The following is a 14,950-nucleotide window of genomic DNA, read 5'->3' as shown; positions in this document are numbered from 1 at the left end:
ATATACCACACGGGAACAGGGCATGCGGCTTTGGCTTGACCTTTCTTTATCATTGTTCTAAAGGAGAGGGCGATTAAACAGATGAATGGTAATTCCGGAATTTCGAATGATACGCCGGCAGAAGCTGTGAAGTACAAGCGGCCTTGGTCATGGTACCGCTTCTCCGAGAAGTTGAAGGATTTCAGCTTCGCGCTGCCGGCACTGTTGTTCCTGCTTATTTTTACGTATGTTCCACTGGTATTCTCGATCTTCATTAGTACAACGAACTGGAATATGTCGCGGCCAGTGATGAAATTTATCGGGGCGGATAACTATACGAAGCTGTTATCCAGTGAAGACTTCTGGAAGGTACTTACGATTACGTTCAAATACACGATTTTCGACGTGTTCTTTACGATTGTTATTGGGCTTCTACTCGCACTTTTATTCAACTCTAAATCCAAGTTTTATAATTTCTTGCGTTCGATCATCTTCATGCCATACTACATCTCTATGGTCGTCGCAGCCATGATTTTCTTGTGGATATTTAACGGTGAATACGGCCTTGCCAACTACCTATTGGACTTGGCAGGATTCGATAAGATCAACTGGATGACGAATCCGAACACGGCGCTCGGCGCTCTTATTACAGTATCCCTATGGAAAGGCGTCGGCTTCGCAATGCTGCTGTTCATTGCCGGCTTGCGCAGCATCCCAGTTGAATACTATGAGGCTTCTAGCATCGATGGCGCTTCTCGCTGGAACCAATTCTGCAATATTACGATCCCATTGCTGTCTCCAATGACGTTGTTCCTTGTTATTACAAACTTCATCGGATCGATGCAAGTATTCCAGTCGATCAATATTATGACGAACGGCGGACCGCTGAATGCAACGAAGGCGATGGTGTTCTGGATCTATCAGATGGCCTTCTCCGAGTTCCGGACAGGCCGCGCATCTGCACTGGTCGTTATTTTCTTCATCATTATTATCGCCTTAACCGTAATCCAGCTGTGGATATCGAAAAAAAGAGTTCATTACGAAGGGTAGGCTTAGCGGATGTCAAAATCCTTATTTTCATCCATCCGGTTGGCAGCAGCCATCCTCATTACATTAGTGATGTTCTTTCCAACCTATTGGCTCGTTGTCACTTCTTTAAAAACACCGTTCGAGCTGCGGCTCGCGATTCCATCCTTCTGGCCAGAATCGTTCCGCTTCCAGAACTATATTGATGCATTCCAGGCTTCACCGTTCGGCCGTTATTTCTTCAATACAGCCGTGCAGACGCTTGGGATTATGATTCTGCAGATTAATGTTGCCATCTGGGCTGCCTTCGCCTTCGCGAAGGGAAATTTCTGGGGACGCGATAAATGGTTCGTTCTCGTGCTTGCTGCGTTGATCGTTCCGGAACAAGTAACCTTCGTTCCTGTATATGTGATGATGTCCAAGATTGGCTGGCTCAACACTTTCTTGGCATTGATCGTTCCGCATGGTGCGTCTGCTTACGGCATCTTCCTGCTTCGTCAAGCTTTCAAGTCGCTTAACAATGATGTGCTGGAGGCTGCTCGAGTCGACGGTGCTGGCCGGTTCCATCAGCTGTATCGCATTCTCGTTCCGATGGCGATGCCGACGATTGCGACACTGATCGTGCTCACCTTTATCGGCAGCTGGAACTCGTACTTCTGGCCGCTTATTATGACGAACTCGGACAGCATGCGTGTGTTGACGGTTGCGGTTGCGATGATGCGCGATGCAGTAGCAGGCGACGAAGCACTTACCTTCCATTTGCTTAGCGCTGCAAGTGTGATGGTTATTCTGCCGATCGTCATTGTGTTTGCTTTTGCACAGAAGCATATCGTCTCAGCACTCGCGAATTCAACTTTTAAATAATTTGACAGCTGCATGCAGCTGCTCTTATCTATGTACCATCTCATCTACTAAGGAGGCTATGTAATGAGTTCTCAGTCTACTTCTTCACGTTGCCGAAAAAGTGTTCAAGCACTGCTGCTCTCCACTATTCTCTTGTCATCTGCCGTTGCCTGTGCCAATGGTGAGGAAGAGCCGGCAGGCTTGAATCAAGCTGCTGCACCAGTCACACAAGGATCCAACACAACTCCAAGTGCGGCTGCGACAGTGGCTGCTGGCAAACTGACGCAACAAGAGGTGAATCCGAAGCTTCGCATTGACAAGAACGAGTTCAAGCCGCTGCTCAACATTGCACAGGATGGACCTATTATTCCTGGTCTGCACGAGCTTGTTATCCCGCAGGGCCTTGCCTACTCCGCGGAACAGGGATGGCTTGTTATGTCAGGCTACCGTGATGTCGGCGTCAGCGTTATCGCGATTATGGATGCCAAAACTGGTCAGCTGCTGAAGTCCTTCGAACTGTATGATGCTGTAGAAGATCCGTACACGGGTCACGCCGGCGGTGTTGCCATTACGAATGGTTATGTGTTCGTTGCTTCCGGCAGCAAGGCCAGATATGTATCGATTGATAAAATTAAGCAGACAGAAGATGGCGGACAGCTTATTTTCGACGGACAATTCAAGGTCAATACGAACGCATCCTTCATCTCCTTCGAGGACGGCAAGCTATGGGTCGGCGAATTTGCGCACGGCACAAGCTATCCAACAGATACTTCCCATCATATGACTAACCGCGATGGCGACCAATATCGTGCTTGGATTGAGGGATTCTCGGTAGATCCAAATATCGGATTGCCTGTGCAATTGAAAAAATCCGGCGACAAGCTGGTACCTGAGCAGCTCCTCTCGATTCCGAATCGAATTCAAGGGGTATCTTTCTGGAATGGCCACTGGGTATTGAGTGATTCCTATGGTCGTAACAGCAATAGCACGATGCTGTTCTTCACCGATCCTCGTGGGCAAGCGCCTCACCAGAAGGTAACGATTAGCAACAAGGAAGTTCCGCTATGGTTCCTGGATAAAGCTGAGCTTAAGCTGATACTTGACGGACCTCCAATGGCTGAAGAAATAACTGTTGCTGATGATTCCTTATATATCAATTATGAGTCTGCCTCTGAAGGGATTGCAATGACAGGAAGCTATGCAATGGATCGTGTGCACATCCTGGATATGAAGCAAGTCGAGCAAATGTGGAAAAATAAATAAATTATCTCGCAGAGTCGTCATGTGACGGCTCTTTCTTTTTGCCTTATAATGAATAGATAGAAAATGTACGCTATGGAATAGGAGTCTTATGATGATGAATGAACAGCAATGGCAGGATTTGCAGCATAGAGCAGCAGCACTTATTGAAGCACATAACAAGGACTGCTCCCCTTTAATCAAAGAGATGGTTGAAGAAATTAAGGAACTTCAAGCAGAGAATGATCGCCTACGCAAAGCACTGAGTTCCGCAAGGAAACAAAATGGTGGTCACAACCATATGTCTACCAAATTAAAGGATGCGCTATACGAATAAAATCCGTGTCGGATGGATAATTTACGACCTTCCTTCGAACCCTATGTACATACTTGATTTGATGAGCATCGGTTCAGGAGGTTCCACCAATGATTACACGACCAATTCTGCTCGGATTATGTACCATGCTAAGCATATATGCATCGGGTTGCAGCACGACAAGCACGTCCCCTCAATCCCCTTCCGCCCAAAAATCACATGAAGGATATTCGATTCAACAACGGCAAGCACGTGTCGCAACGAAGGAAGCTCCTTCCTTCGTCGGCGGCAATGAGAGCGATGTACGGAGCCCTAAGCCGCTCACCTTATCTGAACTGCGCAGGAAATACCGCTCCCACTTCATCATGCAGGGCCCATCTGACGAAAAGAGGGTTGCCCTGACATTCGATGATGTTCCCGACAACCACTTTACCCCGCAGGTTCTTGATGTGCTGCGTAACTATGGGGTTAAGGCAACATTCTTCGTTGTCGGCAATCGGGCGGAGAAATATCCAGAGATCATGATGCGCATCCTAGAAGAAGGCCATATCGTCGGCAATCATTCCTATGATCATCCGAATCTGCCGAAGCTCTCTAATGAGGCCTTCCATAATGAGATTCTTCGCACACAGAATATTCTGCGAGCTGCTGCGGGACGTACGATCAACTTCATTCGACCGCCTTACGGCAATATAAGTGAAGAGCAAATTAAATGGCTTGCCTCACAACACATGCTGATCGTGAACTGGAATGTTGATTCCCTAGATTGGAAAGGGCTCACCGCAGAGCAAATTGAAGCCAACATTATGTCTCACCTGACTCCTGGTGCTATCGTGCTCCAGCATGCTGCCGGCGGTAAAGATCATGACTTAAACGGTACTGTCAAGGCGCTCCCACACATCATTGAGGAGCTAAATCGACAAGGCATTGAGATGGTGACATTAGATAAGCTGCTAGGCAAGCCGGCATATCGGGAATAGCCCGTAAAGACGTCTAGCAACCGGTACAGAAATGCCTGTCGTGTGGTCCTATTACGGATAAGAACAAGAATAGATTTCAGTGGTGCGAAGACTCATCACAGGAATAACGCAAAAAGAGCCGTGAGATCCCGTCCTCAACAGCTCTTTTCGTAGTCAGATTGCATACCGATTACCGCTCCGTTTCTAGTTGTATTTCTAGCCTAAGTGAATGATGGTTAGAGCCGCACCAGCAGCATTGTTAATAAGCGTAGCTGTTCCTAGAAGTCCAAACATTTGGAGCGATATTGTTGTGTTCGCAGCCAATGTTAGAATGACGTCATTGTTAAAGGTGGATAACGTGAGAACAGGTGTTATCGTAGAGGCTACATTGGCTACTCCGTTGATAAGCAGTCTAGATCCCAGCAACAAGCCAGCGGTTAAATTAAGCTGATACGAGATGTAATATCTTCCCGCCGTAGATACGGTAAAAGTATTGCTCGAGCCATTCACGCTTATTCCAGATCCAATGTTCTGGTCGCTTGGGAGCGGAACGAGCGTACCTAGCACGACGACCGCGATTGATGCTCCGGTAGTATTGGCAGCATACGAGGATGTCGCGGTAGTGCTCGTCCCTGTAGTTCCAGTTGCTCCAGTTGCCCCGGTGGCTCCGTTAGAGCCAGTAATCCCCGTTGCACCCGTAGAACCCGTTACACCTGTCGATCCCGTTACGCCTGTAGTTCCCGTTAACCCTGTGACTCCGGTAGAGCCTGTTCTCCCTGTGACGCCGTTCTGACCAGTTGATCCGGTTGATCCAGTCGCTCCAGTTGCTCCTGTAGCACCTGTTTCTCCCTTAGGCCACACAGGTACAATGATCCCGGATGCCTTTGCAAGCCATGATAAAAATGGATGACCGTTTAGAAAACGATAATGATTGTCCATAAACAAACTCCTTTTCGAACCGCCATCAGCTTATCATCTCTAAGAGAGCTACTCTATTAGTTCGTACATATTCCATAGTATTGAAGTCTCACTCAATATGACTTGGCTTATATCCAAAACAAATAGATTTACACTCTCATTACTTGTAGTACGTCCTTCTCCATCACTTCAGTTAACTTACTATCAACCTTGGCATTTTCAATAGTCCGATCGATCAGCGTTCACCATAACATAAATAAGAGCCGCGAGATTCTATATTCTCAACGACTCTTATGGTAAACAGATTTATTCGCTTATATACACATCTAGTAGTTTTGAGCATTTATCACGGCTCTCGTCCCTAAACCAAAAAATAATCGTATGTAATGAAACGTCAGCCGAACATGATTGAAAACACTAAAAAACTCCTTGCTGCGCAAGGAGTTGTCATAGTTAATTTGGTGCGGTAGAGAGGACTCGAACCTCCACGGGCGTACGCCCACTACCCCCTCAAGATAGCGTGTCTGCCATTCCACCACTACCGCACGTATTTTGGGAAGGATGTCTATTGACATCTCAACCGAGGAATAAAACTGGTGAGCCATGAAGGACTCGAACCTTCGACACCCTGATTAAAAGTCAGGTGCTCTACCAACTGAGCTAATGGCTCATGGTGCAAGAACATTGCTGTTCGCCATGTCACTCCAACAAGGATTGAAGTGGTGACCCGTAGGGGATTCGAACCCCTGTTACCTCCGTGAAAGGGAGGTGTCTTAACCCCTTGACCAACGGGCCATATCGTTGTCGTTTCTTACTTCTTTCTCATCACCTCTCGGCGACAATTAAGAGTATATCAAACGATACGACCGTTGACAAGCCTTTTTTTAAAAAAACTTTTTTACCATATTTATGAACTGTTTTCACCCTGTTCGACAGCTATTCTCTGCACCAATTTTGGCATGGTTAATTGCTCTTATAATATGCCCGCATCCTCAAATTAAATACGACAGGAACAAGGTGGCTGTACCGAAATAAACCGTCAGCGAGAAGATATCATTCAATGTTGTAATAAGTGGCCCTGATGCTACAGCTGGGTCGGCGTTAAGCTTATACAGCAAGATAGGAATTGCTGTACCCGCCATTGTACCGATGATAACCGTCAGGAATAGAGAGCAGCCCACTACGAGCCCCAGCGCTAAGCTTCCCTGCCATATCCCCGCTACAAGGGCAACCGCGGTACCGCACACCGTACCGATGATCAGACCTACGAACAATTCTCGCCACAGGAGCCTCGTAACTGTTCCCTTGTCTAAATGCTCTGACGCAAGTCCTCGTATTACCACAGCAAGTGACTGCGTGCCTGTGTTTCCTGTCATCCCTGCAATCATGGGCATGAAGAAGGTCAGCGCAACAACCTGCTGCAGCGTCCCCTCAAACCAACTAATAATGCTTCCCGACACAAGCCCAAGGAACAGAAGCATAATCAACCATGGCAAACGTCTGCGGGCGGCTGTGAAAGGGTTCGTTCGAAAGTCAATCGTCTTGTCCGTTGCCGACAACTTATTAATGTCCTCATGCGCTTCTTCCCGCAAGACGTCAATGACATCATCAACGGTTACGATCCCTAGAAGCTTGTCATCTGGATCAACAACAGGCATGGACAAGAAATCATATTGTTCAAATAGGCGTGCCACTTCCTCTTGATCTGTATCGACGGTGACGGAAATGACCTTCTCATTCATAAGCGATTGGATGGTATCCGTCTCCGGAGCCAGCACCAATTCACGGTAAGTCAACGTACCGACCAGCCGCTTCTGTTCATTGACTACATACAGATAGTGGACGTTCTTCGTCATCTCAGCGAACGCCTTCACCTTCTCAACTGCTTCCCGCACGGTGTAACGCTCATAGAACCAGACATAGCGGTTTGTCATCAATCCGCCCGCGGTCTCCGGTTCATAAGTCATCAAGCGGCGTACTGTGTCGCTCTCCTCCCGCTCCATGAGCGAAAGCAAGAACTCCTTCTCTTCCACACTAACCGCTGCCATCATATCAGCCAAGTCGTCATTGTCCATCCGGTTCAATACTTCTGCCGCACGATTGCGGCCAAGCATCTGGAAAGATTCCAATTGAAGATCCGGATTCAACTCACGGATCATCTCCGTTAGCTGACCTACTTCCAGCACCTCAAGCAGCCGAGAGCGCTGCGACAAATTCACATGCCGATATACGACCGCTAAATCATAAGGATGCCAATAGCGGAGCGCATACTTCACTTCATCAACAGAACCCTGCAAAATGAGTTCTGCCTCATCTATGATCTCATCAGTATCGTACGATACCGTGTCCTTATCCTTGTTCGAGTCTGCTTTCGTTATCTTTTTCTCGTTCCATGCTTGCTTCTGCTTATCACGTTTACTTCCCATTACCTCACCCCCCACGGATAACAATCCGTATATGGTGTACTCCGCTGCTACTTCAAGCCGGTATTTGAAACCCACCATTACACTCATTAAACGCACTGAACAATTGGCGAAACAGAATGACCATCATCTGTTCACACAGAATGCCTTCATAGTGTATGAAAAAAAGCAAGGAATAACCGCGATCTCTCACAGTTACCCTTGCTTTATCCATTTCGGCGATGATGCAATTTGCAATATGTATATAACAACAAAAAAATCCCTTGCGGGATCTTGTCTGTACCATTGTGGCGGAGAGAGAGGGATTCGAACCCTCGCGGCTGTTACACCCTAACGCTTTAGCAAAGCGCCCCCTTCGGCCTCTTGGGTACCTCTCCATAAATGGCTCCCCGAACAGGACTCGAACCTGTGACAACTCGATTAACAGTCGAGTGCTCTACCAACTGAGCTATCAGGGAATGACAAGTACTAATTTATCATGAATCCGATAGAGTGTCAACACTTTTCAAAAAATAAAGTACAATAGCAGACAATCAGTTCGCTTCAAACCAGCGAGACAAGGCAACGATTAACGCCCCCATTCGCTCCTCATCTGGAACTAACATCCGCTTTATCCCTTCATCTATCGCCGCTGCAGCTGTAACTTTGCCCACCACCGCAAGCAGTGTTCGCTCTTGGAAGATCTGGAGCAGCTTATCCGCCATTCCTCTTTCCTTCGCATAAGCAAATAGGAATCGAAGTTGTGGAGCAGCCGTTACGGCAACTGCATCTATCTGTCCCGACAACAGCTCTGAAGTGAACTGCTCCAGTACGGCCTCATCGGGCGGAGTATGCCGGTAAGGCATCAGCTCTATAGATTGCGCACCTGCATCAGCAAGAAATGCGTTCAGGGTTGGGGCTGGATCCCCATGCAATTGCAGCGCAACTAATGAGCCGCGCCATTGTTCAGCATCATAAGATGCCATAGCCCTTACCAGACCAAGCGTTGAGCCGTCACCATCTCGAATATCCGGGACGATCCCAAGCCGCTTCAATGCATTAACGGTTTTGTAGCCTCGTGCTGCATGCCGTATCTGCTTCAGCTTCACTAGCAGTGCCTCTTCTCTCCCCGCTTCACGCGCCGCCTCCAGCAGCTTCTCAAGCCCTATTCCTGTCGTCCAGACAGCCCACTGCACAGGTGCGTCTATTACCTTGTCCACTTCCGCAGCCAGATGGTCAAAATGCTCGAACATCGTCCCTTGAGTTGGCCTTACAAGCGGTATTCCTCCCTGCTTCGCAACAAGCAATGACATCTCCTCAGCTTTGCGTGGACCTGTAATTGCAATAACCTTCCCCTCACATTTCGGCATGACAAGACCTCCCTCAGCTATCGTTTAATTGGTTCACTACGAGTACGAGTAATGCTGTACGATGAACATTATTGCTGTACGTACGGCAGTTCATTATTTCTCCACCTGCTCGGTCATTAGCAGCATCTTCAATTTTCCGTGACAACGACCACATACATACTTACGAACATCCACCTTCCGTTTGCGCATATAAGCTTGTCCGCACTGTACACATACCAAGCGGTATCGATAAGGCATTTGACGGGTGCGGGCAACATCCGGCAGCGATTTGCAATATCTAGATCCTCCAACTGCTTGCAGCAGCTGTCTGAAATCTGCATCCCGATGCTTGTACCCTTTCCCTTCCAAGTGCAGATGGTAATGACAGAGCTCATGCTTAATAATACGTTCGACTTCTTCCAGGCCATTCTGCTCCAGCTGCTTCGGATTGATTTCAATATCATGCGAGCGCAGCAAGTAGCGTCCTCCTGTTGACTTCAGCCGCGAATTATAACGTGCCTTATGCCGAAAAGGCTTCCCGAAATCACGGAGCGAAACATATTCGATCCATGCTTGCAGCTGTTCATCTGACATCTTCATCCCCCTTTCGCCTCTTCGTCTCAGACTGCTGTTTCTAATCCTGTTCGAGTTGCTTTCGGGGTATGCCTACATTGTAGCGGGAAAGGTTGTTCCCTACAACAACAAGAATGAAGCATAAATTCCTTTGAGATACAGGCAGAGATGCTTGCAGAAATGCTTGCAAAGATACCTGCAGAGACGATTGCGGACCTGCACCAAATGCGGCCAACGCCCATATGATAGCGTTACAACGACGATTCTCTCGTCCCCGCCGAAGGAGGGATACTCATGCCGCAATGGTTATGCAATCAGCTAATGCGCGCCTTCAATAAGAAGGATCGCCGTCAAATTAAGCTATTAAATGAGTGTTGGTTTTTTTACCGTTCGAAGCCGCGTGCGCATACGTAAATGGCTCCGTACGCTGCGCAACATGCACAAGCAGAAAGTCAGGCCTTAGATCATCATCGTATATAGGGAAAAACCCCCGATTAAACGAACGGCGTCTCCTAACAAGGTGTGAGACCGTCCGACTTCCTCATCGGGGGATTTTCGTCATGCTGCAATATGCTACCGTCATGTTTCATAATTTACGATTGCATGTATTACATATACGGTTTTAATGCTTTCGTTCTATCGCTTACCCCTCTATTACTTCGGAGCCTTCATGGTAAGACCGACCCGCCCCTTCTTCATATCCACTTGCAGTACCCATACCGTTACATTATCACCAACAGAGACAACATCAAGCGGATGCTTCACAAAACGGTCGCTAAGCTGAGAAATATGCACGAGGCCGTCATTCTTAATGCCGATATCAACAAATGCACCGAAGTCAATAACGTTACGAACCGTTCCCTTCAGCTCCATACCAGGTTTCAAGTCCTCAATTTGGAGGACATCTGTACGGAAAATAGGCGGCGCCAACTCCTCGCGCGGGTCGCGACCCGGACGCAGCAAGCTGTCGATAATATCCCTCAGTGTAGGTGTACCTACCTCTAACTTCTCAGCCAGCTCATTTAGATTCGCCCCGCTCAGTGCCTGTGTTAACGCAGCTGTCCCAATATCCTCCGTACGAAGTCCCATGAGCGCGAACAGCCGATCTACAACTCCATACGACTCTGGGTGAATCGGCGTCTTATCAAGAGGAAGATCTCCATCTGGAATACGGAGAAATCCTACACATTGCTCAAATGCCTTCGGCCCCAGACGCGGCACCTTCTGCAGCTGCTTGCGAACCGTAAATTTCCCGTTCTCTTCCCTGTACTTCACGATGTTCTTAGCCAAGGTTGCATTGATGCCTGATACATAAGACAACAAGGACGGAGAAGCCGTGTTCAAATCTACACCAACATGGTTAACTGCCGATTCCACAACGGCGCCCAAGCTCTCCTCCAGCCGCTTAGGAGCCACATCATGCTGATACTGGCCAACTCCAATAGCCTTAGGTTCAATTTTAACCAACTCCGCTAATGGATCCTGCATTCGACGAGCAATCGATACTGCACTGCGCTCTGCAACATCCAGAGAAGGAAACTCCTCTTGTGCTAGCTTAGAAGCCGAATAGACACTAGCGCCAGCCTCATTGACAATTACATATTGGATGCCAGCTCCACCGCCTGGACGGGACTTCAACCAATCTGCAACAAATTGCTCGGTCTCGCGAGAAGCGGTTCCGTTGCCGATTACGACCAACTCAACCCCGTACTTGTCTGCGAGTCTGCTGAACGTCTGCTCAGCCTCTGCCACCTTATGGTGAGGGGCTGTTGGATACGTTACTGCTACTTCCAGCAGCTTGCCTGTATCATCGACCACGCACAGCTTGCAGCCTGTCCGGAAAGCGGGGTCGACACCTAATACGGTCTTCCCCTTTACTGGCGGCTGTAATAGAAGACTTCGCAAGTTCTGTGCGAACACTTGGATTGCTTGCTCCTCAGCCTTGTCAGTTAGCTCATTGCGTACATCCCGCTCAATCGACGGTGCAATTAGTCGCTTATATGCATCTTCAATCGTCGCCTTCAGTAAGGAAGTGACGACAGAGTCGCGTTGGATCACTTTCCGCTCCATATAAGCATGTACCTGTTCCACAGGCACATCTAACGCAACTTTCAGAATGTCCTCACGCTCACCGCGGTTAATCGCCAATATCCGGTGAGAAGGCAGCCTGCGAACCGGTTCCGTGTACGCATAGTACATCTCATATACCGATTCCTGCTCTTTGTCCTTCGCTTCGGTACGAATTATGCCCTGATCAAATGTAAACTTACGAACCCAGGCACGTATAGCAGGCTCATCGCCCACCATCTCCGCTATAATATCAAGCGCACCCTGCACCGCATCCTCAGCGGTAGCAACGCCCGCTTCTTCATTCACATATGAAGCAGCTTCCGCTAGCGCGCTGCCTTGCTTCGGGAACGTCAGGATCCAGTTCGCCAGCGGCTCAAGCCCCCGCTCCTTCGCCACGCTTGCCCGCGTTTTCCTCTTCTGGCGATAGGGACGGTACAAATCCTCTACCTCTTGCAGCTTCGAAGCTCCTACAACTGCTTGCTGCAGATCCGCTGTCAGCTTTCCCTGCTCCGCAATCAGACGAAGCACCTCACGTTTGCGATCCTCCAGCCCGCGTACATAAGCAAGCCGCTCTTCGAGTGCGCGCAACTGGTTCTCATCCAACTCTCCAGTCATTTCCTTACGATATCGCGCGATAAATGGAATCGTATTGCCCTCATCCAATAAGCTGATAGTTGCATCTACCTGCTTCGGATTCAGTGATAATTCGCTTATAAGCTGCTTGCGCAGTCGTTTTGGCTGTTCCGCAGCCATCTGTTCTAGCAAGGGTTCCAATGCTGTCATATCGATAACGGATTCTTGTCCTGCCATTCGTTACATCCTCTCTGCAACCCGAACCCTCATCGAAGAATTCGAGATATTAGGTATCGCCGGCATTTGTCCGGCATTTACGGTTTCTTAGATTGATGCCTGATCATTATGCTCTCTCTATTTTCGCAAAATTGAGCCTTATTTTCCAGCGCAAAGGTCACAAATCGTTATGATCCGATTCACAGAGGGATATAGCTGTATCCCTATTTCTGCTCATAGCAAAAAAGAACGAGGCAATCCCCGTTCTTCTCATTCTCAATATCGTATCTAGAAGTCGATCAAGCCCACACTAATTTGCAAGCCTTCATCAACCTTGCGCATCGTTTCCTCATCCAAGTGCGTTATCTTATCCGTCAAACGCTGCTTATCGATCGTACGAATCTGTTCCAGCAATATGACCGAATCACGATCAAAGCCGTGGGTTTCCGCATCGATTTCGACATGGGTCGGCAATTTCGCCTTCTGGATCTGGGCTGTAATCGCCGCAACGATCACCGTTGGACTGAATCGGTTGCCAATATCGTTCTGTATGACGAGGACAGGTCGAACCCCTCCCTGTTCCGAACCAACGACGGGCGATAAATCCGCAAAAAATACGTCGCCGCGCTTCACAATCAATGTTTACACCCCGCTAACCAAACGGCCGAGAGTGCCATCCGCATCTTCTTCCGCATAAAAAGCCTCCGATGCCATTGTGAGATTGATTTTAGCCATTTCCATATAGCCACGCTGCATCGATTCACGAATGTGCCGTTTCTTGCGCTCGTTCAAATATAATTTCATCGCTTGTCGGATAAATTCACTCCGATTGGATTTCTCCATAGCGACGATGCCGTCCACTTCTTGTAATAATTGGTCGGGCAAGCTGATCATGATCCGTTTGGTGTTCTGAATATTTGCCACCTGTCCTCGCACCCCCAAAACCTTTCCTGCCTAGTTACCATTATGTCGATTCCGTAGAAAATTTATACAAAAGAATATATATGCCCAATGCAGACGAAGTATGTTGCATCACCAACAAGTTCGTCTCAACAACATCCCCACTGAGCCTCTCCATTTCATTCGCCCTTGGGACACCAAAATCCTTCAAGTTCCGCAAAAAGTTTCGCGGTAAATGGTTCCAAATGCCGAATTATTGGATACGCGGCACTGCAACCTGCATTATTTATCCAAGCAGGAGCGGATTCGACACCTTTACGACTTGCCCGTTGTCGATGTATACGCGCGGTACACGATTCGAGATCATGCATGTGACCTCATAATGTATCGTGCCTAACCATGCTGCTACCTCGGCTGCTGTAATGCATCCCTCGCCTTGACGGCCAATGAGCACAACTTCCTCACCTGCTCCAATAGCGCTAGCAGCCTCACCTAATGGCAGCAATGACAGCATGCACTGATCCATACAAATATTCCCCACTACCGGTACACGTTGCCCTCGAATGAGCATCGAGGCTTTACGCTGCAGCAAACGTGAATAGCCGTCTGCGTAGCCTACCGGCATCGTAGCTATCCATTCACCATCTCCTGTATGGTAATTGACCCCATAACTAACGCCCTCATTCGCAGGAAGCGGCTTGCTGTGGCTAACCGCACTCTTTAAGCTAAGAACCGGCTCCAGTGCAATGCTCTGCTGATTGACTTCCGCGGATGGATACAGTCCATACAGACTGATGCCAACACGCACCATCTGATCGCCCCAACTCGGCATGTCAATCGCGGCCGCACTGTTGCTGGTATGGACGATCGGGATCGTAATCCCGTGTTCCTTCAGGACATCAACAACCGTCAGGAAACGATCACGCTGTACTTGCGCATACGACTTATCCGTCTCATCTGCTGTCGCGAAGTGAGTGAATAGTCCCTCTACCTCGACTCCTTGAATCGCTTTTAACCGGTTAATCGTACGTACCGCATCCTCTGGACTGCGAATCCCAAGGCGCCCCATACCCGAATCAATCTTGACGTGAACCTTCAATATGCGACCGGCGTGATTAGCAGACCATTGAGAAGCCTGCTGCTCCAGCGCCTGCACGCATTCTTCTGAAAATATATTCAATGTAATATCATATCGAAATGCCGCTTCTATTGCTTCTGGCGGCGTATATCCGAGTATCAATATTGGCGTATGGATGCCTGCGTGGCGAAGTTGGATCGCTTCCTCCAAGAACGCTACATTCAAATAATCAACACCAAATTGTTCTGCGGCGCGAGACACTTCGATCGCACCATGTCCATATGCATTTGCCTTTACACATACACTTAGCTTCGTCGAAGCTGGCATTGTGCTGCGAAATGCTTGCAAGTTCCGGCGCAATGCATCTAATGAAATCTCTGCGCGCGTCGGGCGAAAATAAGTATCCAAGTCAACCACCTTCTCCGTCTCCTCGTCTCTCCCGTTCAATCGTCAGTATCCTATGTTACTTGCCGTCAGGAAGACTGTCAACCAACGGAGACCGTGATTAC

The 14,950-nt window shown here is 48.4% G+C and carries 14 protein-coding genes and 5 tRNA genes; 6 read left to right on the top strand and 13 right to left on the bottom strand.

Features of this window, described 5'->3' with window-relative positions:
• The first annotated feature begins 81 nt into the window (after positions 1 to 81).
• From ABN764_RS11190 to ABN764_RS11170, 5 genes are all read left to right on the top strand, one after another.
• Positions 82 to 1,029, top strand: coding sequence for a carbohydrate ABC transporter permease (locus ABN764_RS11190; protein ID WP_021256400.1), 948 nt, complete (start codon positions 82 to 84; stop codon positions 1,027 to 1,029).
• 9 nt (positions 1,030 to 1,038) lie between these two features.
• Complete coding sequence (locus ABN764_RS11185) at positions 1,039 to 1,869, top strand: carbohydrate ABC transporter permease (RefSeq protein WP_028531680.1); 831 nt, start codon at positions 1,039 to 1,041, stop codon at positions 1,867 to 1,869.
• A gap of 63 nt (positions 1,870 to 1,932) precedes the next feature.
• A complete protein-coding gene (locus ABN764_RS11180) occupies positions 1,933 to 3,111 on the top strand; it encodes a hypothetical protein (protein WP_446671910.1) in 1,179 nt (392 codons plus the stop codon).
• Between the two features lie 94 nt (positions 3,112 to 3,205).
• A complete protein-coding gene (locus tag ABN764_RS11175; RefSeq protein WP_138187730.1) occupies positions 3,206 to 3,424 on the top strand; it encodes a hypothetical protein in 219 nt (72 codons plus the stop codon).
• 89 nt (positions 3,425 to 3,513) lie between these two features.
• On the top strand, positions 3,514 to 4,383 hold the full coding sequence (locus ABN764_RS11170; RefSeq protein ID WP_446671909.1) for a polysaccharide deacetylase family protein: 870 nt from the start codon (positions 3,514 to 3,516) through the stop codon (positions 4,381 to 4,383).
• 195 nt (positions 4,384 to 4,578) lie between these two features.
• Here ABN764_RS11170 and ABN764_RS11165 read toward each other — a convergent pair whose 3' ends face one another.
• The 9 genes from ABN764_RS11165 to ABN764_RS11125 form a co-directional block, all read right to left on the bottom strand.
• Positions 4,579 to 5,301, bottom strand: a complete 723-nt coding sequence (locus tag ABN764_RS11165; protein WP_446671908.1) for a BclA C-terminal domain-containing protein — start codon at positions 5,299 to 5,301, stop codon at positions 4,579 to 4,581.
• A 438-nt stretch (positions 5,302 to 5,739) separates the two neighbouring features.
• Positions 5,740 to 5,825 (bottom strand) — tRNA-Leu (locus ABN764_RS11160).
• 49 nt (positions 5,826 to 5,874) lie between these two features.
• Positions 5,875 to 5,950 (bottom strand) — tRNA-Lys (locus ABN764_RS11155).
• Positions 5,951 to 6,000: 50 nt separating this feature from the next.
• Positions 6,001 to 6,075 (bottom strand) — tRNA-Glu (locus ABN764_RS11150).
• A 197-nt stretch (positions 6,076 to 6,272) separates the two neighbouring features.
• Positions 6,273 to 7,706: a magnesium transporter gene (gene mgtE, locus ABN764_RS11145; RefSeq protein WP_446671907.1), complete on the bottom strand. Its 1,434-nt coding sequence runs from the start codon at positions 7,704 to 7,706 to the stop codon at positions 6,273 to 6,275.
• A gap of 285 nt (positions 7,707 to 7,991) precedes the next feature.
• Positions 7,992 to 8,080, bottom strand: a tRNA-Ser gene (locus ABN764_RS11140).
• 5 nt (positions 8,081 to 8,085) lie between these two features.
• Positions 8,086 to 8,161 (bottom strand) — tRNA-Asn (locus tag ABN764_RS11135).
• 75 nt (positions 8,162 to 8,236) lie between these two features.
• On the bottom strand, positions 8,237 to 9,052 hold the full coding sequence (locus tag ABN764_RS11130; protein ID WP_446671906.1) for a uroporphyrinogen-III synthase: 816 nt from the start codon (positions 9,050 to 9,052) through the stop codon (positions 8,237 to 8,239).
• A 93-nt stretch (positions 9,053 to 9,145) separates the two neighbouring features.
• Positions 9,146 to 9,625, bottom strand: coding sequence for a SprT family protein (locus tag ABN764_RS11125; RefSeq protein ID WP_446671905.1), 480 nt, complete (start codon positions 9,623 to 9,625; stop codon positions 9,146 to 9,148).
• A 273-nt stretch (positions 9,626 to 9,898) separates the two neighbouring features.
• On the opposite strand from ABN764_RS11125, the gene cmpA reads away from it, so the two are divergent.
• Positions 9,899 to 10,018, top strand: a complete 120-nt coding sequence (cmpA, locus tag ABN764_RS11120; protein WP_021254410.1) for a cortex morphogenetic protein CmpA — start codon at positions 9,899 to 9,901, stop codon at positions 10,016 to 10,018.
• A 240-nt stretch (positions 10,019 to 10,258) separates the two neighbouring features.
• Here the strand turns inward: cmpA and ABN764_RS11115 are convergent, their stop codons facing one another.
• The 4 genes from ABN764_RS11115 to alr all read right to left on the bottom strand — a co-directional run bounded on the left by ABN764_RS11115 (position 10,259) and on the right by alr (position 14,888).
• Positions 10,259 to 12,457: a Tex family protein gene (locus ABN764_RS11115; RefSeq protein WP_446671979.1), complete on the bottom strand. Its 2,199-nt coding sequence runs from the start codon at positions 12,455 to 12,457 to the stop codon at positions 10,259 to 10,261.
• Positions 12,458 to 12,751: 294 nt separating this feature from the next.
• Positions 12,752 to 13,102: a type II toxin-antitoxin system PemK/MazF family toxin gene (locus ABN764_RS11110; protein ID WP_019422581.1), complete on the bottom strand. Its 351-nt coding sequence runs from the start codon at positions 13,100 to 13,102 to the stop codon at positions 12,752 to 12,754.
• A 3-nt stretch (positions 13,103 to 13,105) separates the two neighbouring features.
• A complete protein-coding gene (locus tag ABN764_RS11105; protein ID WP_019422582.1) occupies positions 13,106 to 13,387 on the bottom strand; it encodes a CopG family ribbon-helix-helix protein in 282 nt (93 codons plus the stop codon).
• Between the two features lie 262 nt (positions 13,388 to 13,649).
• Positions 13,650 to 14,888 carry an alanine racemase gene (alr, locus tag ABN764_RS11100; RefSeq protein ID WP_446671904.1) on the bottom strand — a complete coding sequence of 413 codons (1,239 nt, stop codon included), beginning with the start codon at positions 14,886 to 14,888 and terminating at the stop codon, positions 13,650 to 13,652.
• Positions 14,889 to 14,950 lie beyond the last annotated feature (62 nt).

The sequence above is a fragment of the Paenibacillus wuxiensis genome (assembly GCF_040195695.1).
GTDB lineage: Bacteria > Bacillota > Bacilli > Paenibacillales > Paenibacillaceae > Paenibacillus_B > Paenibacillus_B suaedae.
The sequence above is the reverse complement of the archived record's forward strand: the minus strand, read 5'-3'. Positions and strand labels throughout refer to the sequence as shown.

Excerpts from the sequence above, each read along its gene's own strand:
- ABN764_RS11125 (WP_446671905.1), bottom strand. The coding sequence starts at position 9,625 with ATGTCAGATGAACAGCTGCAAGCATGGATCGAATATGTTTCGCTCCGT.
- ABN764_RS11165 (WP_446671908.1), bottom strand. The coding sequence starts at position 5,301 with ATGGACAATCATTATCGTTTTCTAAACGGTCATCCATTTTTATCATGG.
- ABN764_RS11115 (WP_446671979.1), bottom strand. The coding sequence starts at position 12,457 with ATGACAGCATTGGAACCCTTGCTAGAACAGATGGCTGCGGAACAGCCA.
- cmpA (WP_021254410.1), top strand. The coding sequence starts at position 9,899 with ATGCCGCAATGGTTATGCAATCAGCTAATGCGCGCCTTCAATAAGAAG.
- ABN764_RS11190 (WP_021256400.1), top strand. The coding sequence starts at position 82 with ATGAATGGTAATTCCGGAATTTCGAATGATACGCCGGCAGAAGCTGTG.
- ABN764_RS11185 (WP_028531680.1), top strand. The coding sequence starts at position 1,039 with ATGTCAAAATCCTTATTTTCATCCATCCGGTTGGCAGCAGCCATCCTC.
- ABN764_RS11180 (WP_446671910.1), top strand. The coding sequence starts at position 1,933 with ATGAGTTCTCAGTCTACTTCTTCACGTTGCCGAAAAAGTGTTCAAGCA.
- mgtE (WP_446671907.1), bottom strand. The coding sequence starts at position 7,706 with ATGGGAAGTAAACGTGATAAGCAGAAGCAAGCATGGAACGAGAAAAAG.
- ABN764_RS11170 (WP_446671909.1), top strand. The coding sequence starts at position 3,514 with ATGATTACACGACCAATTCTGCTCGGATTATGTACCATGCTAAGCATA.
- ABN764_RS11130 (WP_446671906.1), bottom strand. The coding sequence starts at position 9,052 with ATGCCGAAATGTGAGGGGAAGGTTATTGCAATTACAGGTCCACGCAAA.
- ABN764_RS11175 (WP_138187730.1), top strand. The coding sequence starts at position 3,206 with ATGAATGAACAGCAATGGCAGGATTTGCAGCATAGAGCAGCAGCACTT.